This is a genomic window from Pseudomonas sp. NBRC 111143 (assembly GCF_001320965.1).
Lineage (GTDB): Bacteria > Pseudomonadota > Gammaproteobacteria > Pseudomonadales > Pseudomonadaceae > Aquipseudomonas > Aquipseudomonas machongensis.
Genome location: NZ_BCBT01000032.1, coordinates 1 through 21,791 on the forward strand (window position 1 = coordinate 1; position 21,791 = coordinate 21,791).

The following is a 21,791-nucleotide window of genomic DNA, read 5'->3' on the forward strand; positions in this document are numbered from 1 at the left end:
CCGATGCAGCCACAAAAATCTAGAACGGCGCCGGGCACTCGAACTTCAACCGCTGCCCAGACACCGGGTGGGTAAAGCTCAGCATCGATGCATGCAGGCACAGCCGTTCATGGGCCGCCAACGCCTCGGGGTTGGCATACAGCCGGTCGCCCAGCAGCGGATGCCCGATCGACAGCATGTGCACGCGCAACTGGTGCGAGCGCCCGGTGATGGGCGTCAGCTCAACCCGGCAATGGTCGCCACAGCGTTCCAGTACGCGCCAGAAGGTCAGGGCATGCTTGCCCTGCTCATGATCGACCACATGGCGAGGCTTGGTGGGCGGGTCGTAGCGCAGCGGCAGGTCGATACTGCCACTGTCGAGCGTCGGCTGGCCCCAGCACAGTGCGGTATAGGCTTTCTCCGTCTCGCGGTCGTGGAACTGGCGCGACAGCTCGCGGTGACTGTCGGCATCGCGGGCCAGCAGAATGATCCCGGAGGTTTCCCAGTCCAGGCGATGGACGATCAGCGCGTCGGGGTAGCCGTTTTCCTGCAGGCGGGTGATCAGACAGTCCTTGTTGTCCTCGGCACGGCCTGGCACCGACAGCAGCAGGGTCGGTTTGTTGATCACCAGGATGGCGGCGTCTTCGAAGAGGATCTGGATGTTCGACAGCGGCATGTTCAACGGTTCTCTGTAAAGCACTGTGGGAGCGGGCTTGCCCGCGAAGAAGGCCGGTACAAGTGCCAGGGTGTTGGCGCCAGTACCGGCCTTTTCGCGGGCAAGCCCGCTCCCACAGGGGATCGCGGTGTGACAGGGGATTCTATCAGCGATCCGGCAAGGTGATGTTCAGTTCCAGAATCGAGCAGCTGCCCTGGTTTTCCAGCTCGATATGCACGTCATCGTTGCCGATGTTCACGTACTTGCGGATCACTTCGAGCAGTTCTTTCTGCAGCGCCGGCAGGTAGTCCGGTTCGCTGCGCTGGCCGCGCTCATGCGCCACGATGATCTGTAGACGCTCTTTCGCTACCGACGCACTGGTCTGTTTCTGTCTGCCACGAAAGAAGTCAAAAAGGTTCATGGTTTATTTGCCTCCAAACAGGCGCGCGAAGAATCCTTGCTTCGGCACTTCGATGAAGCGCAGAGGCTTCTCTTTACCCAGCAGGCGGTCGACGGTATCGCTGTAGGCCTGGCCGGCGTCGCTCTGGTCGTCGAGGATGACCGGGATACCCTGGTTGGATGCCTTGAGGACCGCTTGCGACTCGGGAATCACGCCCTTGAGCTTGATCGCGAGGATCTCTTCGACGTCGGCGATGCTGAGCATTTCGCCCTTTTCCACGCGCTCGGGGTGGTAGCGGGTGATCAGCAGGTGTTCCTTGATCGGCTCCTCGCCGTTCTCGGAGCGGCGCGATTTGCTCGACAGAATGCCCAGCATGCGGTCGGAGTCACGTACCGAGGAGACTTCCGGGTTGGTCACGACGATGGCTTCGTCGGCGAAGTACATCGCCAGGTGCGCGCCTTTCTCGATACCGGCCGGGGAGTCGCAGATGACGTAGTCGAACTGCTCCTTGAGCTCCATCAGGACTTTTTCGACGCCTTCTTGCGTCAGGGCGTCCTTGTCGCGGGTCTGGCTGGCGGCCAGTACGAACAGGTTCTCAAGGCGCTTGTCCTTGATCAGGGCCTGCTGCAGATTGGCCTCGCCGTTGACCACGTTGACGAAGTCGTACACCACGCGGCGTTCGCAGCCCATGATCAGGTCGAGGTTACGCAGGCCGACGTCGAAGTCGACGATCACAGTCTTGTGGCCGCGCAATGCGAGGCCGGTACCGATGGCGGCGCTGGTGGTGGTCTTGCCCACCCCCCCCTTGCCGGAAGTAACCACGAGAATCTTGGCCAAGGTGTTTCACCCCTAAATAAACGGGACCCGAAGTCCCAGCAAATGCAAAAAAGGCAACGGTGGAAAAGTTGCTCTTAAAATGGCGGCAGTATCCGTTAAAGACGGGTGATGTTCAACACGTCGCCGACCAGGCTCACCTGCACGCCTGAACCCCACAGCGGGTCGCGGCGCAGGTCTTCGCAGACCTTGTACTGACCGGCGATGGAGACCATTTCGGCCGTCATCTGCTGACAGAAGATCCTGGCTCGGGTGTTGCCCTTGATACCAGCCAGTGCGCGGCCACGCATGGCGCCGTACACATGGATATTGCCATCGGCGAGAAGTTCCGCACCCGGGCTCACCGAGGCGGTCACGATCAAGTCGCCGCCCTGAGCATAGATCTGCTGGCCGCCACGTACAGGGCTGGTGATGATGCGGGTCGGGCGAACCTCGGGTTCGGAGGCCACAGCGGGTGCCGGAGCGGGCTCGACTTTCTTCACTTCCGGCTCAGGTTCCAGCGGGCGTTCGCGGGCGCCGGAGGGCGGCAGGACCGGCAGGTCGATGGCGATTGCTGCGGCGATGTCCTCGATCCGGCTGGCGCGGATCGCCAGGGTGCGCAGGCCATGGTGACGGCAGATGCGCATCAGCCCGGGCAGGTCGATGGCGCCTTCGTCCGGCGGCAGTTTGTCCAGGGCCAGCACCAGCGGTGTGTTGCTGAAGAAATTGGGGGCCTGCGCCACTTTCGCCGCCAGTTGGCGGTCGAGGGCTTCGAGGTCGTTGCGCGCCAGTTCCAGCACAGTGATGGCGAGCATGCTGCCCTTGAGCTGGAACACGGTGGCGGAGTCGGGTGTCTGGTTGAGGCTCATGGTCTGCATAGACGGCTTGTTGCGAAAAAAGTGCCCTGACTTATAACGATAAGACCGATTGGCCGCAACCTGCGGCCAAAGGTTGTAGAATGCCAGGCCTTTGTCTTACCGGAAGCTTCAATGGATCGTCCGCGTTTTCGTCCCTACTTCCTTCATCCACGTTTCTGGGGCCTGTGGCTCGGCCTGGGACTGCTGTGGCTGGTGGTGCAGTTGCCTTACCGAGCCTTGCTGTGGCTCGGCAGCGTCCTGGGCGCCGTGATGTATCGCCTGGCCGGCGAGCGTCGGCGCATTGCCGCGCGCAATCTGGAGCTGTGTTTCCCGGCACTGTCCGGCGACGAACGGCAGCGCCTGCTGAAGGAAAACTTCGCCTCCACCGGCATCGCGTTCTTCGAGATGGCCATGAGCTGGTGGTGGCCCAAAGCCAGACTTGCCCGCCTGGCACACATCGAAGGTCTGGAGCACCTGCAGGCAGCTCAGCGTGACGGGCAGGGCGCCATCCTCATGGCGGTGCATTTCACCACGCTGGAGATCGGCGCGGCCCTGCTCGGCCAGGAGCACACCATCGATGGCATGTACCGCGAGCACGGCAATCCGGTGTTCGACTTCATCCAGCGACGCGGTCGCGAGCGGCACAACCTCGACTCCCTGGCAGTGGAGCGCGAGGACGTACGCGGCATGCTCAAGCTGCTGCGCGGCGGGCGGGCGATCTGGTACGCGCCGGACCAGGACTACGGCACCAAGCAGAGCCTGTTCGTGCCGCTGTTCGGCATCCCCGCCGCCACGGTGACTGCAACGACCAAGTTCGCTCGCCTGGGCAAGGCGCGGGTGATTCCGTTCACTCAGAAACGCCTGGAAGATGGCAGCGGCTATCGTCTGGTGGTGCATGCGCCGCTCGAGGATTTCCCCGGGGAGAGCGAGGAGGCCGACTGCCTGCGCATCAACCAGTGGGTCGAAAGTGTGCTCCGCGAGTGCCCCGAGCAGTACCTGTGGGCGCACCGGCGCTTCAAGTCGCGGCCCGAAGGGGCGCCGCGGCTGTATGACAAGAAGAAGCGCTGATCCGGGGTAGTGGCTGCTGGCCCTTTCGCGCGCCGACTTGCCCGCGAAGGGCCCGATCCTGACAAAACCGACAAACCAGGAAGGAACCGATGGCCCCACCCCCGACTACTGGCCTGATCCTCTCCGGCGGCGGAGCCCGTGCTGCCTACCAGGTCGGCGTGCTCGCCGGTATCGCCGAACTGTTGCCCGCTGGCGCGCCCAATCCCTTCCCGGTCATCGTCGGCACCTCCGCCGGTGCCATCAATGCCGTGACCTTGGCCAGCGGCGCCACTCGCTTTGGCGAGTCGGTGCAGCGCCTGACCCGCTTCTGGCAGAACTTTCGCAGCCACCTTGTGCTGCGCAGCGACTGGCCCGGGGTCATGCGTCAGGCCAGCCGTTTCGTCAGCCACAGCCTGCTGGGGCTGGGCCGGCAGATGCCGGTGGCGCTGCTCGACAGCAGCCCGCTGCGGGCGCTGCTCAAGGCGCATCTGGACCTGGATGGCATCCACCATGCCCTGGCCAGCGAGCAACTGCGCGCGGTGGCCGTAACCGCCTTTGGTTACGAGTCCGGCCAGGCGGTGACGTTCTATCAAGGCGGCGAAGCGATCGAACCCTGGCTGCGGCACCGGCGTATCGGCGTACCCACTGCCCTGAGCGTCGAGCACCTGCTGGCCAGTTCGGCTATCCCGTTGCTGTTCGCTCCGGTGCGCCTGGGCGACGAGTACTTCGGTGACGGCGCGGTGCGCCAGTCTGCGCCGATCAGCCCAGCGCTGCACCTGGGGGCCAGTCGCGTACTGGTGGTGGGGGTCAGCGGTAACCCGCAGCGCCCCGCACCGCCGGTGCAGAGTGCACGGGTGTTCAGCGGGCAGCAGCCGAGCCTGGCGCAGATCGGCGGACACATGCTCAACAGTACCTTCATCGACAGCCTCGAAGACGATATCGAGTTGCTGCAACGCCTGAATCACCTGAGTCACCTGATGCCTGCACATCTGGACGCCCGGCGCCTGGGCCTGGCGCCGATCGAAGTACTGGTGGTGGCGCCCAGCCAGCCGCTGGACGAGATCGCGGCACGTCATCGGCGCGAGTTGCCGGCTGCGTTGCGCCTGTTCCTGCGCGGGCCCGGAGCGACCAGGACCAGCGGGGCCGGTGTACTCAGCTACCTATTGTTCGAGGCGAGCTACTGCAGCGAACTGATCGAACTGGGGCGCAGCGATGCCCTGGCCAAGCGCCGGGAGTTGCAGCAGTTTCTGGGGTTGGTGGGTTGAGGCTGCCGACCCTATCGCGGCGCCTCGGCTTGCCCCGCGATAGGGCCGCATGGCGGCCCTGCCGCACTCACTCGGAAATCTGCAACTTGCGCGCCTGGGTATAGACGTAGCGCACTTTTTCGTACTCGAAAGGCGAGTTGGTCTGGCCATAGCGGAAATTGGTGGTGTAGCGCCGGTCGATCGCCCGCAGCAGGAAGATCTCCGGATGGTCGGTACTGACCTCGGCGACGTTGAGGAAATTCGCCTCGCGCTCGCCGACGTAGTCCACCACCAGGCCCGTGGTGTCGCGCAGGTTCGAGGGACCGAGGATCGGCAGCATGATGTAGGGGCCTTCCGGAACGCCGTAGAAGCCCAGGGTCTGGCCGAAGTCCTCGCTCTGGCGTGGCAACCCCATCTTGGTCGCCGGGTCCCACAGGCCACCCACGCCGATGAGGGTGTTGAACATCAGGCGCGCAGTGATCTCCGCCGAGCGTTTGACCTTGAGCTGCAACACACTGTTGAACAGGTTGGGCACATCCCCCAGGTTGTTGAAGAAGTTGCTCACCCCGGTGCGCACGAAGTGCGGGGTTATGTAGCGGTAGCCATCGACCGCCGGCAGGAACACCCATTGGTCGAAGCGATAGTTGAAGTGGTAGATGCGCCGGTTCATCGATTCCAGCGGGTCGTAGACGTTCAACGCGGCCAGGGTGGAGCGTTCGAACTCGCGCTGGTCGAGGCCGGGGTTGAATTTCAGCTCGCGCAGCGGGTCGAGGAAACCGTCCGATTCCACGGTAGGCGTGTCGATCACATCGGCTTCGACCACGCTGGTACGCGGTGCGGTTTCTGCTGCCAGGGCGCTGGTACTGACGAGCAGGGCGAGGGCAAGTATGAGTCTGTCAGCCACGGAAGAACTCCAGCATGGCGTCGGCATTGACGCGGTAGTTGAGGTTGCCGCAATGGCCGCCGTGTGGATAAAGGGTCAGCCGGTCGCCGAACACCTTGCGCAGGAAACCGATGTCGCCGGGGCCGAGGATCACGTCGTCGGCGTTGTGCATCACGGCGATCTTCGGGCTTTCGGCGAGGTAGTCCTTGAGGGCGTACAGGCTGACCTGGTCGATCAGTTGCAGCAGGCTGTTGCCGTCCGTGCGCGCACGCCACATGGGGATCACCTGCTCGGTCAGGTAGCAGTCGAAGTCGCATTGCAGCGCCCGTTTGAAGAACGGCGTGAGGCTGCTGCCTTCGGTGATCGGAAACTTCGGCGGAATGATCAGGCCGCGGCGATTGATCAGGTCGGAGGTGAAGGCGATGTCGGCTGCCGAGAAACGGAACGAGGTGCCGATCAGCATGGCCATCTGCTCGTTGGACAAATGCTCGCGTGAGTTCTGGAAGTCGTAGAGCAGGGCGTCATTGAGGTCGATGTAGCCCTTGTCCTGGAAGTAGCGCGTGAGTTTTTCCAGCATCAGTTCGTAGAACGTGGTGCTGCGGTCGATGCCCTTGACCTGGGTCTGCACCAGTTTGTCGAGGTTGTTGATCGAGGTGTACAGGTTCACGGGCGGGTTGAGCAGCAGCACGCGCTTGAAGTTGAAGCTGCGCCGGGTTTCGTCCAGATGGCTGACGAACGCCGCGTCCAGGGCGCCGAGGCTATAGCCGGTGAGGTAGAACTCGCTGACCGGCAGGCGCGGATGCTGGGCGCGCACGGCTTGCATGACCCGGTACAGGTCTTCGGCATCCTCGCGGCTCACGCCGGGCGTGGCGAAGCGTGAGGCGGCGCTCATGAAGTCCCAGCTGGTGGGCGAAGACAGCTGCACCACGTGATAGCCCGCCTGGTAGAACAGTTTTTTCAGGTATTCGGCGATGGTGCTGCTGTAGGGCGCGCCGGTGCCGGCGATGATGAACACCAATGGCGCTTCGTGGTCCTGGCGTGCCAGGCGGTAGCGGAGTTTTTTCACCGGCCAGAAGTTGTCCGGCAGGGTGAATTCGCGCTCTGGGCGCAGGTTCAGGCTGTAGTCGGACTGGTTGATATCGTCGTCGCTGGGCAGCGTCGGGCGCTGGTCTGGCGGCGTGGTGGCAATGGTCGCCTCGAACGGATTGGTCAAGGGATAGCCGTAGGTGGCGGGGTCGATGTCCCGCGCAGAGGCGGCCGCAGCCAGAAACAGGCCGCACAGCAGGGCGACGAGGCGCAACGGTCGAAGCATGGAGAGTCCCCCGGGAGAACGGCAAGGCAATGTGGAGCTAGGACCATCGTGCCCCTGGCAAAGTTGCCTGGCGCGCTGTCCTTTATTGTGGCGGATGTTGCCGTGAAGTTGGCCGCTGCGGCAATGACCGCTTCCTCGACATTAGCCGAACCGCGCCATTTTGCCTTGCGCGGCAGGCCTGGGGGATTATCCTGAGCGCCGGTTACATTTTCTGGAGCTGTGCATGAGTCGTTGGTGGCCTGTCGTTGCGTTGCTGCTGTTTCTGCCGATGTGGCTGGCGGCCAGTTATGGCGTGCGTTTCGGCCTGATGGAAGACGGGCAGTGGGTAGGCCTGTGCGCGGTGCCTGGCGAACACTGGCAGTGCCAGGCGCGGTCGCTGCTGGGGTTGTGGATTCACTTCCAGGTGATCGGCTGGGGGGCGTTGGGGCTGGCCTTGCTGTGCCAGGTGCTGCCGGGACGGCTTGGCTGGTGGGGGGCGGTGCTGGCGCTGGTGGCAGGGGTGCCGGCGCTGGTGCTGTACACGGCGAGCCTGGGGGTTTTTGCGGTGGTTCTGGCGGGGTTGCGGTTGGTCAGGGCCTCCAGCTAGCAGGTTTTACCGGTGTTCTTTTCGCAGGCTTGCCCGCGAAAAGAACACCGCCGTTTCAAGCCCTGCGCAAACTGCGCCAAAGGGCAGCCACCATCAGCACACTGACCGCCGCCCAGCTCCAGGCCTGATGATTGTGCAGCCCTTCCTGATACAGCTGCGGCGCAATCCCCGCGCCGATGATGAATGCCAGCAGCGCCACTTCGGCCCTGCGCGCGGCCACCGGTCGCAGCAGGTACACCAGCGCCGGCAGCAGCAGCGCGGCACTGGGGAAGCTGCGATAGCGCGGATCGAAGACCATTGCCAGCATGCTCACCGCCGCTGCGAATCCCGCTGCCAGCAGCCACCCTCCGGCTCGCGCCTGAAGCCAGGCGAACAACCGCTCACGCCAGCCTTTGCGTCGGGCCAGGGCCAGCGCGGCATGGGCCAGTACCAGCAAGTTCAGGCCCGCCAGCGCTGCCGCCCACAGCCATTCAGCGACAAAGCGCGCGTTGGTGCGCATCAGCTCGCCCCACAGCCCCAGACTGCCCGCGCCGACTGCCGCCAGCAGCGGTAACAGCAACGCCGCGCGGGCGTGCGCCGGGCGCCCGGCCAGGCCCAGGGTCGCCAGCACCAGCAACGCGTTGGCCAGCCACCACTGTGGCCACAGTGGCAGGTTGCTGACTGGCCCTTCGAGCACGCCTTTGTCCTGCCGATCAGCGTCGTACAGCCCCCAGTAGCCACCCACTGCGCCTTCGCTGGCGCGTTTCCAGGGCTGGTCGAAGGCCTCGATCAGGTTGTAGTGCCAGCCGTTGGCCTCGGCCATCGCGACGAAGCCACGAATGAAGCGTGCCTCGTTGACCCGGCTTGGCTCTGCGGTCTCGCGCTGGCGGCCTTCGCTGGGCCAGCCGGTTTCGCCGATCATGACGTCCTTGGGGGCGAAGCGGTTGCCGAACACCTGACGTACCTCGGCGACATGCGCCAGGGCGTCCTCGATGCCGCGTGGATCGTCCTCCCAGTAGGGCAGCAGGTGGATGGTCAGGAAGTCCACCGCTGGCGCCACTTCCGGGTGCTGGAGCCAGAACTCCCAGACGTCGGCGTAGGTCACCGGGACCTGCACCTGGGCTTTCACCCGAGTGATCAGTTCGGCCAGGCGTTGGCCGGTGACTTCCTTGCGCAGCAGCGCCTCGTTGCCGACGATCACTGCGCTGACCACGTCCGGGTTGGCGTTGGCCGCCTCGATCAGCAGCGCCACCTCCTTGTCGGTGTCCACCGGGTTGGCATTGACCCAGGCGCCGAGCATCACCTTCAGCCCGTGCTTGCGCGCCAGCGCCGGGATCGCCTCCAGCCCAGTCATCGAATAGGTGCGGATGCACTGGAAGCGCTCTGCCAGTAATGCCAGGTCGGCGTCCATGCGTGCAGGGCGCAGGCGAAATGGCTGGTCGAAGGGGGACTGGTCCTTGTCGAAGGGGGTGTAGGAGGCGCACTGCAATTTATGCGTCGGGCTCGCCGCATCGGGCAGGTGCACCGGCTTGCCCAGGCCATACCAGAGTGCACCGAGACCGAGCAGGGCGAACAGGCAGGTGATCAGGTAGAGGAGGGTGGTGCGGGGCGTGCTGGGCATCGAGCGGTCCATCGTCTGGCGCGGGTCATCGGTTGAGAGTCGCTGATAGTAGCCCGGCGCCAACAGTTTGGCATGCAAGGATCGCGCAGAACTCTGGGCGTGGATGACGCTAATGGCGAAGTGCTGTCGCTTATCGTTGGGTAAAGGTCGCTGACGGAGCAGGTCGCGCTGTGTGGCAGGTTGATGATGCAATCTCCAAGACCTGACGAGGGGATGCTTTGATGGCGACTACTACAAGAATGCGACGTTTCCTGGGCGTGACCGGCGCCCTGGTGTTGGCCATAGGTGCTGCACAGGCCACGGCCAAGGAAGTAAGCATCGGTTACGTGGACGGTTGGGCCGACAGTGTCGCCACCACCAACGTGGCTGCCGAAGTGATCAAGCAGAAACTCGGTTACGACGTGAAGCTGCAAGCGGTGGCCACCGGCATCATGTGGCAGGGTGTCGCCACCGGCAAGCTCGATGCCATGCTCTCGGCCTGGCTGCCGGTGACCCATGGCGAATACTGGACCAAGAACAAGGATAACGTGGTCGACTTCGGCCCCAACTTCAAGGATGCCAAGATCGGCCTGATCGTGCCGGAGTACGTCAAGGCCAACAGCATCGCCGACCTCAAGACCGACACCAGCTTCAAGCAGAAGATCGTCGGCATCGATGCAGGCTCCGGAGTCATGCTCAAGACCGAGCAGGCGATCAAGGACTACGACCTCACCGGCTACAAGCTGACGGCAAGCTCCGGCGCGGCGATGACGGCGGAGCTTGGGCGTTCGTATGCCAAGCAGCAGTCGATCGCGGTCACCGGCTGGGTGCCGCACTGGATGTTCGCCAAATGGAAACTCAAGTTCCTCGAAGATCCCAAGGGCGTTTATGGTGCGGCGGAAACCGTCAACAGCATCGGCAGCAAGGAACTGGCGACCAAGGCGCCGGAAGTGGCCGAGTTCCTCAAGAAGTTCCAGTGGCAGTCCAAGGACGAGATCGGCGAAGTGATGCTGGCGATCCAGGAAGGGGCCAAGCCTGAAGCGGCGGCCAAGGACTGGGTGGCCAAGCATCCTGAGCGGGTCAAGGAGTGGACGGGTAAATAACCGACAGGGTCTTTATGAAAAGCCTTGAGACGAGGTTTTTCATACAGAGCCTAGGGCCAGTGGGTACTTTTCGCGGGTAAACCCGCTCCTGCAAAGTGCGCATTGGCCCTGACTTTGTTACCCGAATGGTAAAAGACTGTTGCATCTAAGACTAAGGTCGTCTGGTTGGCGTCCACCGGCAGCATAAAGTTAAGGCGGGTTCTCCCCTTACTGTGTTGCTGCTAGGACAAAAACAATGAACGACAGCATCTACCGATCGATACAAGAAAGTCCGCGCTTCAAGGAGCTGGTCACCAAACGCGAACGTTTCGCCTGGATCCTCTCGGCGATCATGCTCGGCCTCTACTGCGCTTTCATCCTGCTCATCGCCTATGGCCCGCAGATCCTCGGCGCCAAACTCAGCCCCGGCTCTTCCATCACCTGGGGCATTCCTCTGGGCGTCGGCCTGATCCTCTCGGCATTCGTCCTCACCGCCATCTACGTGCGGCGTGCCAACGGCGAATTCGATGAGCTGAACAAGGCGATCCTGAAGGAGGCGCAGCAATGATTCGTCACGCCAAAACCTTGGCCGTACTGGCCTGCGGTGCCTTCGCACCCGCCGTGTGGGCTGCCGATGCAATCAGCGGCGCGGTGCAGAAACAGCCGTTGAACATGTCGGCGATCATCATGTTCCTGGCCTTCGTCTGCTTCACCCTGGGGATCACCTACTGGGCTTCGAAACGCAACAAGTCGGCATCGGACTACTACGCCGCAGGCGGGCGCATCACCGGCTTCCAGAATGGTCTGGCGATTGCCGGTGACTACATGTCGGCTGCTTCCTTCCTGGGTATTTCCGCGCTGGTGTTCACCTCCGGCTACGACGGCCTGATCTACTCGATCGGCTTCCTGGTCGGCTGGCCGATCATCCTCTTCCTGATCGCCGAGCGCCTGCGCAACCTGGGCAAGTACACCTTCGCCGACGTTGCTTCCTACCGTCTCGGGCAGAAAGAGATCCGCACCCTGTCGGCCTCGGGCTCGCTGGTGGTGGTGGCCTTCTACCTGATCGCGCAGATGGTCGGCGCAGGCAAGCTGATCGAGCTGCTGTTCGGCCTGGACTACCACGTCGCGGTGATCCTGGTCGGCATCCTGATGTGCCTGTACGTGCTGTTCGGTGGCATGCTGGCCACGACCTGGGTGCAGATCATCAAGGCCGTGCTGCTGCTCTCCGGTGCCAGCTTCATGGCGCTGATGGTGATGAAGCATGTGGGCTTCGACTTCAACACCCTGTTCTCCGAAGCGATCAAGGTGCATGCCAAGGGCGAGGCGATCATGAGCCCGGGTGGCCTGGTCAAGGATCCGATCTCGGCCTTCTCGCTGGGCCTGGCGCTGATGTTCGGCACCGCAGGCCTGCCGCACATCCTGATGCGCTTCTTCACCGTCAGCGATGCCAAGGAAGCGCGCAAGAGCGTGCTGTATGCCACCGGCTTCATCGGTTACTTCTACATCCTGACCTTCATCATCGGCTTCGGCGCGATCCTGCTGGTCAGCACCAACCCGGACTTCAAGGACGCCGCCGGCGCCCTGCTGGGCGGTAACAACATGGCGGCGGTGCACCTGGCCGATGCCGTGGGCGGTAGCATCTTCCTCGGCTTCATCTCGGCGGTGGCCTTCGCCACCATCCTGGCCGTGGTTGCCGGCCTGACCCTGGCGGGTGCCTCGGCAGTTTCCCACGACCTGTACGCCAGCGTATGGCGCAAAGGCAAGGCCAACGACAAGGACGAGATCCGCGTGTCGAAAATCACCACCGTCGCCCTGGGCGTCCTGGCGATCGGCCTGGGTATCCTGTTCGAGAAGCAGAACATCGCCTTCATGGTTGGCCTGGCCTTCTCCATCGCCGCAAGCTGCAACTTCCCTGTACTGCTGCTCTCGATGTACTGGAAGAAGCTGACCACCCGCGGCGCCATGATCGGCGGCTGGATGGGCCTGATCAGCGCGGTTGGCCTGATGATTCTCGGCCCGACCATCTGGGTGCAGATCCTCGGTCATGAAAAAGCCATCTACCCGTACGAGTACCCGGCGCTGTTCTCCATGATCATCGCCTTCGCGGGTATCTGGTTCTTCTCGGTCACCGACAAGTCCAAGGCTGCCGATGACGAGCGTGCACTGTTCTACCCGCAGTTCGTTCGCTCGCAGACCGGCCTGGGCGCCAGTGGTGCGGTTTCCCACTGATCGTTGATGCCGAGTACGACGCCCCGCTTGCCGGGGCGTCGTCGTTTCTGACTGATGGCATTTCTCTATCCCTGGGAAATTTCCCAAGCTCGCTGGGAAGGGTCTGAGTTAATGCGTCGATTACTCCGCGAATAATGGGCCAGGTGACGCAGTCAAGCGTTATTCCGCCTCATCACTTCAAGGAGATTTCCTCATGAAACGTCTGTTCGTGGCCCTGCCCCTCGCACTGTTCACCGTCGCATCGGCATATGCCGTCGATCCTATCGAAAAGCAGGTCCAGGTCACTGCACAGGTGCCTACCGATGCCTTCTTCGTCGAGCCGGTGGGCGGCAACTGGATGAACGATCCGCAAGAGCTGTCCTGGAACTCGTTCCGCAGCGAACTGCAGCCGATCCGCAAGCAGTTGCAGGTCAAGAGCACCGTCGGCGCAATCACCGCTTACCTGGTGTCGCCGGCGGCGGTCAGCGACGGCGTGAACAGCATCGGCCTGGATGTGTCGGTGGCCGGCACCACACTCAGCACCACCTCCACCGAAGTCATCACCGCGGCGCAGGCAGCGCCGGGTGCGGTGGTCGGTTTCGAGATCGCGGCTCAAGCCGCGCCAGCCGGCGGCTATGTGCCCGGCAGCTACCAGGGGCTGGTGAGCATGATGTTCGAAACCGCCACCCCCTGATTCGCTCACTCCCTGCTTTCCATTGCCCGTCGCTGCCCCTGTCTGATGCTTGTCAGGGCGGGGCGGGCATTGCCTGCCATGATGCCTATGCCAATCTTTCAACCTATCCCCGCCGCGCTCCGCCATTGCCTGCTCGTGGGCGCCTGCATCGCCCTGATGCCCCGGATCGGCCTTGCTGCCTCTGCAACCCTGGGGCGGGTCGAGGGTTTGCCGCGTGAATTCGAGGGGCATTTCTTCGATGTGCCGCTGGCGGTGCGGGTGGACCTGGACGGCCGCTACCTGGGCGATGCCATGGTGGTCCTGGGGCGTGACGAGCAGGTGCAACTGCTCGAGTTCACCGAAACCGACGAGAGCCGCGAGCCCGAAAGCCTGCGCCAGCGCTGGCAGGAGCGTCTGGCTCGACCGCGACCGCTCGGAGATTGTCTTCAGGATTGTCCCGACGGGCTTCAGGCCGTGCACTACAGCCTGGTCAACTCACAGTTATCGTTGCTCACCCTCCAGGCCGAAAGCGCCGGGCAGGTGCCTCGTTTTCACCGGCCGCCAGAGCAAGGAAGCACGGGCCTGTTGCTGCGCAACCAGCTCAACCTGGTCGGTGATGGGCGCGGCGGCACTGGGCGCCTTGCACTGCAGGGCCAGGGCAGCATCGGCCACTGGACCGCCCTGGCCGATGGCCAACTCGACCGTGGCAGCGAGGCCGATGCCTCGACCCGTTATCACGTCGAGCAGCTGTATGCCGAACGCCTGGTCGAAGATCACTTCTATCGGCTCGGCTACTTCACCCCCAGTGCCCAGGGCCTGACGCGCCAGCCACGGCTGAACGGGGCCAACCCCGACACGACACTGGGGCTGATGTTCGGCAGCAGCGACGGGTTGGCCCTGGACACCGGCATGCCCAGCACCACCCCGATCTACGTCACCCCCGACCGACCGGCGATCGTCGAGATCTACCGCAACGGTGTGCTGATCAACAGCCAGCCTGTGCAGCCTGGCTTGCAGACCCTGGACACCCGGGTGCTGCCCGGTGGCATCTACGAAGTCGAGGTGCGTCTGGTCGAGGATGGCCAGGTCACCTCGCGCGACCAGGCATTCATCTACAAACCCAGCAACTGGAGCAGCCGCGGCGGGCGTTGGCGCTACAACGTCTACCTGGGGCGCCAGAGCAGTGTGCTGAGCAACTGGTCACGTGAGCATGACGACAGCCTCAGTGGCGGCATCCTTGCCAACTACCTCCTGCATCCACGCGCAGTGGTGGGGGTTTCCGTGCAGCAGATCGATGAGCAGCAGCAGTTCGGCACTTCGCTGGACTGGGATGTGCACGAGCGCTTCAAGCTGTATGGCAACCTCTATCAGGCCCGAGGCTATGGCAACGGCTACGACCTGCAGGCCGTGGGCAATTTCGAGACCACCTCCCTGGTGGCCAGCCACAGCCGTTCCTGGCTCACCCCCCAGACGACCATTCAGCGCCCTCCTGCGGCGCAGGCGACCCGGCAGACTTCGCTGTCGCTGAGTCAGCGCCTGGACCCGCGGCACACTGCCAACCTGCGGGTATCGCACAGCCGCGGTGCCAGCGAGGGGGTGGGGCTGGATCTGGGGTGGTCGTATTACGGACGGCTGTTGGGCTCCGATGCCAACTGGCGGCTGTCGGTGTTCGACCGCCCCGGCACGTTGGCCACGGGGGAGTCACGCAGCCGCGGGGTCAACCTGGCGCTGAGCATGAGCCTGGGAGGCGGCAAGGGGCGGCGGGTGTCGGCGACTGTCGGTACCCGCACTTCTCGTGATGGCGGGCGCGACATCAACACCTCGCTGTCCTATCAGCAAGACCTTGAGCTCGGGCCGCTGCGCAGTGTCGGTGCAACGATGAGTGCCGACCGTTATGGCGTGGGGCTTGGCGGCGATACCCAGTTCGAAAACGAGGTGATGCATGGCGATGCCTACGTTCAGCAATCTTCTTACAACGGCGAGTTCAGCGGTGGCGTGAACCTGGAGAGCCTGCTTGCGCTTGGGGGCGGCAAGGTTGCACTGAGCGGCCAGTACCTGCCGCATCAGGCGGGTCTGATTGTCGACGTCGACAGTGACGTGCCCGACCTGAAACTGCATGCCGAAGACCCCAATGGCAGCACCGCCGTCCTGCGCCCCGGCCGCAACGTGATCCCGGTCGCGGCCTACAAGCCCGGCAGCGTGCAGTTCGACTTCGAGGGTATCGACCCCACCGCGGCGTTGATCCAGCCCGCCAGCCTGGATTACCACCTGAACCGAGGCGGCATCGCCTATCGCCAGTTGCGGGTGATGCGCACGGTCACGGTGCTGGGACGTTTGTTCGACGACAAGGGCCAGCCCCTGCGGGGCGCGCAGGTGATCAATCACGCCAGCCGCAGCGTCACTGAAGTCGACGGTTTCTTCGCCGTTGAAATGAGCGAGTCGACCCCGACTCTCGAGGTCCGTCTCAAGGGAGCAGCGGTCTGCTTGCTGGCGCTTGACCCCTTGAGACTGGTGCGCGAGGGCGATGTGCTGTTGGCCGGTGACCAGCAGTGCAGGCCCGGTGAGCTGGCGGGCGAAGGGGGCCCTGCCACGGATGCCCGCAGTGGTTGAGAAGTGCATTGCTCCTGCTTTTTGTAGGAGTTTTCTCATCGCGTTTTGGGAAGTATCGCTCGCATCGGTGCATGGCCACGCGCCCCACGCCCCCCTAATATCACATTGATTGCATGGAGATTTATCGCATGGATATCCGCGGCCTGATGGCCCTGCTGCTGACGATGCCGCTGTCATTACACGCGGCCCCGGAACTGAACATCGGTGGTCTTTACGACTACCTTGAAGGTGATCGCAGCACCTTGCTCAAACGGGTACGCAATGGTGGCGACACCACGGCCTTCGTCAGGATCAGCGTGGTGGAGCTGGTGTATGACGCAGACGGCAGTGCTCGTGAGGTCGCGACCGATGGTCTGGCGCTGGAACAGCGAGGGCTGATCGCCAGTCCTGCCCGGCTGATCGTGCCCGCTGGTGGCATGCAGGCTGTGCGCCTTCTGTACCGAGGGCCACGAGATCAGGAGCGCTATTTCCGCCTGCGCTTCGTCCCGGTGCTGCCTGAGCGCGGCGATGGCTTTGCCGTCGATGAAAAAGAGGCACGCAGCTACCGTGAGCACTTGCAGGCTGGCGTCAACTTGCTGGCCGGTTACGGTTCGTTGTTGTTCGTGCGCCCGCAGCAGGCGCGTTTCGATACCCGGATTCGCCGTCAGGGTGGTCAGTTGGAAGTGACCAACGCTGGCAACGCCAGTGTAGTCCTGGACCGTTTTCGTCAGTGCCACGTGGCGGCGCAGACCTGTGATGCGGCCACCAAGCATCACTTGTTGCCGGGGCGTAGCCGACAATTCAGTGGTCATGTGGAAAAGGAACATCGCTTCGACCTGCATGAAGGTGCCGAACGCCGCGATGTCGTGGTGGAAGGATGAGCCGCCTCGCAGGACGTGGTCGCCTTGCGCATATCGGTCGCGCCTGGCTATGGCTCATGTTGCTGGTCGCACCGGTTGCGCCTGCCCTGGAGGTGACCTTGACTGCGAAATACCATGGGGGCGGGTCGGGACGGTTCGAGAATACTACGCCGCCTGGCGGGCTTTGCCGGAGCTGGGGTTCGAGCTGCCGTGAGCAGATGACCGTGACCCTGCCTATCACCTATACCAAGACCACGATCCGTGCAGCTTCGGATGTGCGCGATACCTTCTTCGTCAAGGTTCCCGCTCGACGCGAGATCGAGGTGCGCTCTGATGACGGGCTCGATTCGCGGCGTATGGTGTTCGAGTGGACGGCGCTCAGCCAACGCGTGCTCGGCGCGAATATCAATCGACATACGCTTTACCAGGCAAGCGTGGAGGGCGGTTGCAGCAGTATCGGCAATGTCTCGCAATTGCGTCCCGCCCTTATCTCCTACCTCTGGCGCATCGGCAATCCGACCTCCCCGGGAGCCTGCACTGCAGATGGTGGTTACGCTGCAGCGGGCTTCAGCCAGAACCTCGACGTGCAGGAAACCAGCGTCGCCTTCCAGCTCGACCTGCCACCGCCTTACCGTTTGCGTTCTGGTATCTATCGAGGCTCCACCACCTACCGCATCGGTCCGGGCATGGACTTCGACTTCGGTAATGGAGTGTCAGGGCTTAGCGGCGATACCCTGACCGTCAATTTCGAATTGGATGTGCAGCATGCCTTCCTGTTCGAGTTTCCCCCAGGGTCCGAGCGCGCCGTGCTCGAACCACGAGGTGGCTGGCAGGCATGGTTGGGAGGCGGTCGGGTTCCACAGCGGCTTTACCGCGACTTGCCTTTCCGGGTGTGGTCGACCGGCCCGTTCAAGGTCTACAAGCTGTGTCAGCACGACAGTGGTACCGGGTGCGCGATTCGGGATGCCGCCAGCCATCAGGCCGACCTGGAAGTGGCGCTCAGTCTGCCTGGCGGGATCCAGCATGGGGGCGGCGCGGTGCAGCGACTGCCGCTGCCCACCGGGCGCGCCATGGCATTGCAGTTCGAGTCGGTTCAGCCGGTGGCGAATCGCCCCGGGCAGTTGCACTTCGCCATCGAATCCGATCAGGTACGCGGCATGCTGGCCAATGCCGGAAGTACCTACAGTGGCCTGGTTACCGTCGTTTTCGATGCCGAGTTGTAGTCCATGGACATGACGAGCGAGGAACGAGCATGAGCAGGGTACTGGTGGTCGACGACCATCCTTTCATCCGCTCGACCGTGTGCATGCTGTTGCGCCAGGAGCGCCTGGAGGTCGTCGGGCAGGCGGACAATGGTATCGATGCGCTGCGGTTGATGCGCCAGGACCCGGTGGATCTGGTGATCCTGGACATCACCATGCCTGGCCTGGATGGCCTGGATGGCCTGGAGGTGATCGCCCGGATGCGTAGCCTGGAGCACCCGGCCAAGTCGCTGATCCTTACCTCGCAACTGGCCGAGGCCTATTCGCTGCGTTGCATGCAGGCCGGCGCCGCCGGCTATGTGTCCAAGACCGATGATCTTGGTGAACTGAACAAGGCGGTGCGCGCCGTGCTTTCCGGTTACACCTACTTTCCGCAGGTGGCGCTCAGCTCGGTGCACCGGCAGGATCTCAAGGCCAGCGAGGCGCAGTGCATCGCCAGCCTCACCGATCGTGAATTGATGGTTCTGCAGCAGTTGGCGAGGGGCTTGAGCAACAAGGCAATCGGCGATGCGATGTTGCTGAGCAACAAGACCATCAGCACCTACAAGAGCCGTTTGCTGGAAAAGCTTCGGGTCCGTTCGCTCATCGATCTCGCGGATTTCGCTCGCCGCAACCTTTTGATCTAGAGCTGTCCAGTGCTCGGCCGAGCCCTGTCGATGGCGCTGCTGTTGTGCCTGATCGCCCTGCCGCAAGCAACTGCCACCCAGTTGCATTCAGGGGTTGTCCCGGAGGGGCCGGCCATCGAACCGACGCAAGACGCCCTGCGCTGGTTGTGGGAGCGAAGCCGGTTGCGCCTGGGTATCGTCGAACGACACGATCCCCCTTTCGACCTGCTGGGTACCGGCCAGACCTATGAGGGTATCACTGCCGACTATGCCAGCCTGGTGGCGGCACGGTTGCGCATGCAGGTCGAGGTGCAGGTCTTTGCCACGCAGAACGAGGCCTTTGCAGCCTTGCGTGATGCACGCATCGACCTGGTCGGTTCGGTGACCGCACGCCAGGCTCAGGATGCCGGCTTGCGCTTGTCGCATCCCTATGCCGAGGACCGGCCCATGCTGATGGCGGCCCGATCGGCCGGCGCACCTGGACCCGGGCATGAGCCCGGTATGCGCTTGGCCATGGTCGAAGGCTATCGCTCACTGGAACAGGTTCTGGCAGGTTACCCGCTGGCGCAGATCCAGTGGCATGCCTCGCCGTTCAGTGCCATGGCCGCGCTGGTACTGGGCCAGGCCGATGTGTATATCGGGGATGAGCACAAAGGACGCTACCTGCTGGGGCGCAGTCAGCTGTTCGGGGTCGAGGCGGTCGGTCGTGCCGACCTGGATTCACAGGCGATCGGTTTCGCCATGCTCGATTCGACCGGGCCGCTGGCGACCTTGGTCGATGAAGCCCTCGCCAGCCTTGGCGAGCCCCAGCATGAGCAGATCCGCCGACGCTGGAGCCCGTTGGCGATGGCGGCCTACGATCCTGCGGCCTTGCAATTGAGCACCTCCGAGCAGCGCTGGATCAGTGACAATCCTGTGGTCAAGGTGGTGCTGGACGAACAGTTGCTACCTCTGAGCTATCGCGATGCCAAGGCGGGGCTGCAGGGGCTGAGCCTGGACATCCTGCAATTGATCAGCCAGCGCACCGGGTTGCGTTTCGAGGTGCAAGCCTCAGGCACTATCGAGCAGATGATCGAGTGGGTGCGTCAGGGGCGTGCGCAGGTGATTGCCGGTTTGCCCTACAGCCCGCAGCGGGCCCGCGAGCTGAGTTTCAGTCGGGCTTACCTGAGCGCGGCACGGGTGCTGGTCACGCGTGAAGACGCCTCCAGTCCTGCGAGCCTGGTCGGGCTGGAGGGGCACCGATTGGGTGTGATCCTGGGCAGTGCCGTGCCGGACCTCCTGGCCCAGCGCTACCCGCGTATCCGCTTGCAGGCCTATGGCGGGGCTCTCGAGGCACTGCACGCGGTCGCACGCGGTCAGGTGAGCGCGGCGGTGCTGACCTACGACGATGCGCGGCCGATGATCGCCCGTTGGTATCCGGGGCGTGTGAAGATCGCGGCCAGCGTATCCTTGCCGCCTGCTCACTTTGCGCTGGCCACGGCGCAAAGTGAGCAGACGTTGCAGGGCATCCTGAACAAGGCCCTGCTCAGCCTTGCCCCACAGGAAACCGATGCCCTGGTGCGCCGCTGGCGCAATCCACTGATCGTGGGGGATGGGGTCTGGTCACGCTATCGTGGCAAGATCCTGGGAGGCTTCGCGGCGGCCTTGGGCCTGCTGTTGCTGGCGCTGGTGTGGATTCGTTACCTGCGCCGTCTGCAGCAAGAGGCGGCACGGGCGCGCCGCGAGGCTGAGGCGGCGAACCAGGCCAAGACTGGCTTTCTCACCACGATGAGCCATGAAATCCGCACTCCGCTACACGCGCTGCTGGGCATGCTCGAACTGGCCCAGCGCAAGGCGGGCCAAGGTGTCCTCGACCGCATGGCCATCGAAGTTGCCACCGATGCCGCGCGCGGCCTGCTCGAGCTGATCGGTGACATTCTCGATGTCAGCCGGATCGAAGCCGGGCGTTTGCAACTGGCGCCGCAGCGGGTCGTGCTGGGCGAGCAGGTGGCCAGCGTGGTTCAGTTGTTCGAAGCGCAGGCGCGGGCCAAGGGCCTGGTGTTGGAATTGGACATGCGCGGTGCACAGGCGTGCGAGGTCATGCTCGATCCTCTGCGCTTCAAGCAGATCCTCGCCAACGTTCTGAGCAATGCGATCAAGTTCACCGGCGATGGCCATGTCCGGGTTGATTTGCAGGCGCGTGCGCAGGGGGCCAGGCTGTCGGTCGAGCTTGCCGTGGAGGACACCGGAATCGGCATTGCCGCCGATGAGCTGGCCGCCCTTGGCCAACTGTTTCGCCAGGCCAGCAACCATCGACAATCGCCACGGCACAGCGCCGGGCTGGGTCTGGCCATCAGCCGCAGCCTGTGCCAGATGATGGGAGGGCACCTGAGGCTGGACAGTGTACTGGGGCAGGGAACACGGGTGTGCATTCACCTTGAGCTGCCTTTGCTGATCGCGCAGGAAGCCCGTGAGGAGCCCACCGTGCCCACGGCCACGACGTACTTCGCCAGGTTGCGGGTGCTGGTTGTCGATGACTATCCGGCCAACCGCCTGTTGCTGGCCCAACAGCTCGATTACCTCGGCCATCAGGCCCGCGTCGCCGAAGACGGCACGCAGGCCCTGCGCTTGTGGCTCAAGGAGCATTTCGATGTCGTGATCAGCGATTGCAACATGCCACGGCTCGGTGGGCACGCACTGGCGCGGGCAATCCGCGAACATGAGCGGCGCAGCGAGCGCCCGCGCTGTCGGGTGATCGGGCTCACGGCCAGCGCCCTGGCCGATGAGCGAAACCGCTGCCGGGCTGCGGGCATGGACAGTTGCCTGTTCAAGCCGCTGGGGCTGCAAGACCTGGAGCGGGTACTGACGGCGTGTCGTCCACCCTCAGAGGCGAGCGCATGCGGTCAATCGATTCTGGACATGGGCCATCTGATGCACCTGGTGGGCAAGGACCAAGCTGCGCTCAGTGCCTTGCTGTCCGATCTGCGCAGCAGCAACCGTAGTGATCTCAAGTGCTTGCAGGCGTTCAGGCACCAGCCGCAGGCACTTGCGCAACTGGCCCATCGGGTCAAGGGCGCTGCGCGCATCGTGCGCGCCAGCGCTCTGGTGGAATTGTGCGAACGTCTCGAACGAACCTGCACCAAGCCGTCACCCGCACCGGAGCAATTGAGCGCGGACG

At 63.6% G+C, this 21,791-nt stretch carries 18 protein-coding genes and 1 pseudogene; 12 read left to right on the forward strand and 7 right to left on the reverse strand.

From position 1 onward, the window contains the following. Positions 1-19 precede the first annotated feature (19 nt). The 4 genes from APH44_RS17565 to minC form a co-directional block, all read right to left on the reverse strand. On the reverse strand, positions 20-655 hold the full coding sequence (locus APH44_RS17565; RefSeq protein WP_054893839.1) for an RluA family pseudouridine synthase: 636 nt from the start codon (positions 653-655) through the stop codon (positions 20-22). A gap of 145 nt (positions 656-800) precedes the next feature. Beyond that, on the reverse strand, positions 801-1,055 hold the full coding sequence (gene minE / locus APH44_RS17570; RefSeq protein ID WP_003252572.1) for a cell division topological specificity factor MinE: 255 nt from the start codon (positions 1,053-1,055) through the stop codon (positions 801-803). Between the two features lie 3 nt (positions 1,056-1,058). Then, complete coding sequence (minD, locus tag APH44_RS17575; protein ID WP_054893840.1) at positions 1,059-1,871, reverse strand: septum site-determining protein MinD; 813 nt, start codon at positions 1,869-1,871, stop codon at positions 1,059-1,061. A 95-nt stretch (positions 1,872-1,966) separates the two neighbouring features. Next, positions 1,967-2,725 carry a septum site-determining protein MinC gene (gene minC / locus APH44_RS17580; protein WP_054893841.1) on the reverse strand — a complete coding sequence of 253 codons (759 nt, stop codon included), beginning with the start codon at positions 2,723-2,725 and terminating at the stop codon, positions 1,967-1,969. A gap of 111 nt (positions 2,726-2,836) precedes the next feature. Here minC and APH44_RS17585 point away from each other — a divergent pair, with 111 nt between their 5' ends. Next, positions 2,837-3,772: a lipid A biosynthesis lauroyl acyltransferase gene (locus APH44_RS17585; RefSeq protein ID WP_054893842.1), complete on the forward strand. Its 936-nt coding sequence runs from the start codon at positions 2,837-2,839 to the stop codon at positions 3,770-3,772. An 89-nt stretch (positions 3,773-3,861) separates the two neighbouring features. Then, entirely contained in the window at positions 3,862-5,016 is a 1,155-nt protein-coding gene (locus APH44_RS17590; RefSeq protein WP_054893843.1) for a patatin-like phospholipase family protein, read from the forward strand. Positions 5,017-5,083: 67 nt separating this feature from the next. Here the strand turns inward: APH44_RS17590 and APH44_RS17595 are convergent, their stop codons facing one another. Together APH44_RS17595 and APH44_RS17600 are read right to left on the reverse strand one after the other, a co-directional pair. Beyond that, positions 5,084-5,899: a VacJ family lipoprotein gene (locus APH44_RS17595; protein ID WP_054893844.1), complete on the reverse strand. Its 816-nt coding sequence runs from the start codon at positions 5,897-5,899 to the stop codon at positions 5,084-5,086. Beyond that, complete coding sequence (locus APH44_RS17600; protein WP_054893845.1) at positions 5,892-7,190, reverse strand: serine/threonine protein kinase; 1,299 nt, start codon at positions 7,188-7,190, stop codon at positions 5,892-5,894. Before APH44_RS17600 ends, APH44_RS17595 begins: the two co-directional genes overlap by 8 nt. Positions 7,191-7,413: 223 nt before the next feature. Between APH44_RS17600 and APH44_RS17605 the strand changes: the two genes are divergently transcribed. Next, on the forward strand, positions 7,414-7,776 hold the full coding sequence (locus APH44_RS17605) for a hypothetical protein (protein ID WP_054893846.1): 363 nt from the start codon (positions 7,414-7,416) through the stop codon (positions 7,774-7,776). A 55-nt stretch (positions 7,777-7,831) separates the two neighbouring features. Here the strand turns inward: APH44_RS17605 and APH44_RS17610 are convergent, their stop codons facing one another. Then, the gene (locus tag APH44_RS17610; protein WP_054893887.1) at positions 7,832-9,388 is read right to left on the reverse strand and encodes a hypothetical protein; all 1,557 of its coding nucleotides are present in this window, start codon (positions 9,386-9,388) and stop codon (positions 7,832-7,834) included. A gap of 209 nt (positions 9,389-9,597) precedes the next feature. Between APH44_RS17610 and APH44_RS17615 the strand changes: the two genes are divergently transcribed. The 9 genes and pseudogenes from APH44_RS17615 to APH44_RS30430 form a co-directional block, all read left to right on the forward strand. Next, on the forward strand, positions 9,598-10,458 hold the full coding sequence (locus tag APH44_RS17615; protein ID WP_054893847.1) for a glycine betaine ABC transporter substrate-binding protein: 861 nt from the start codon (positions 9,598-9,600) through the stop codon (positions 10,456-10,458). Between the two features lie 235 nt (positions 10,459-10,693). Further along, the gene (locus APH44_RS17620) at positions 10,694-11,005 is read left to right on the forward strand and encodes a DUF485 domain-containing protein (RefSeq protein ID WP_054893848.1); all 312 of its coding nucleotides are present in this window, start codon (positions 10,694-10,696) and stop codon (positions 11,003-11,005) included. Next, positions 11,002-12,666: a cation acetate symporter gene (locus tag APH44_RS17625; protein WP_054893849.1), complete on the forward strand. Its 1,665-nt coding sequence runs from the start codon at positions 11,002-11,004 to the stop codon at positions 12,664-12,666. The genes APH44_RS17620 and APH44_RS17625 overlap by 4 nt, the downstream gene beginning before the upstream one ends. Positions 12,667-12,859: 193 nt before the next feature. Then, positions 12,860-13,339: a CS1 type fimbrial major subunit gene (locus APH44_RS17630; RefSeq protein ID WP_054893850.1), complete on the forward strand. Its 480-nt coding sequence runs from the start codon at positions 12,860-12,862 to the stop codon at positions 13,337-13,339. A gap of 156 nt (positions 13,340-13,495) precedes the next feature. Then, complete coding sequence (locus APH44_RS17635; RefSeq protein WP_253781943.1) at positions 13,496-15,928, forward strand: TcfC E-set like domain-containing protein; 2,433 nt, start codon at positions 13,496-13,498, stop codon at positions 15,926-15,928. Between the two features lie 128 nt (positions 15,929-16,056). Then, entirely contained in the window at positions 16,057-16,788 is a 732-nt protein-coding gene (locus APH44_RS17640) for a molecular chaperone (RefSeq protein WP_054893852.1), read from the forward strand. 197 nt (positions 16,789-16,985) lie between these two features. After that, positions 16,986-17,990: a hypothetical protein gene (locus APH44_RS30095; protein WP_256216425.1), complete on the forward strand. Its 1,005-nt coding sequence runs from the start codon at positions 16,986-16,988 to the stop codon at positions 17,988-17,990. A gap of 29 nt (positions 17,991-18,019) precedes the next feature. Beyond that, entirely contained in the window at positions 18,020-18,655 is a 636-nt protein-coding gene (locus APH44_RS17650; RefSeq protein WP_054893854.1) for a response regulator transcription factor, read from the forward strand. A 30-nt stretch (positions 18,656-18,685) separates the two neighbouring features. Further along, a pseudogene (locus APH44_RS30430) lies at positions 18,686-21,769 on the forward strand (transporter substrate-binding domain-containing protein); the annotation flags it as partial. Positions 21,770-21,791 lie beyond the last annotated feature (22 nt).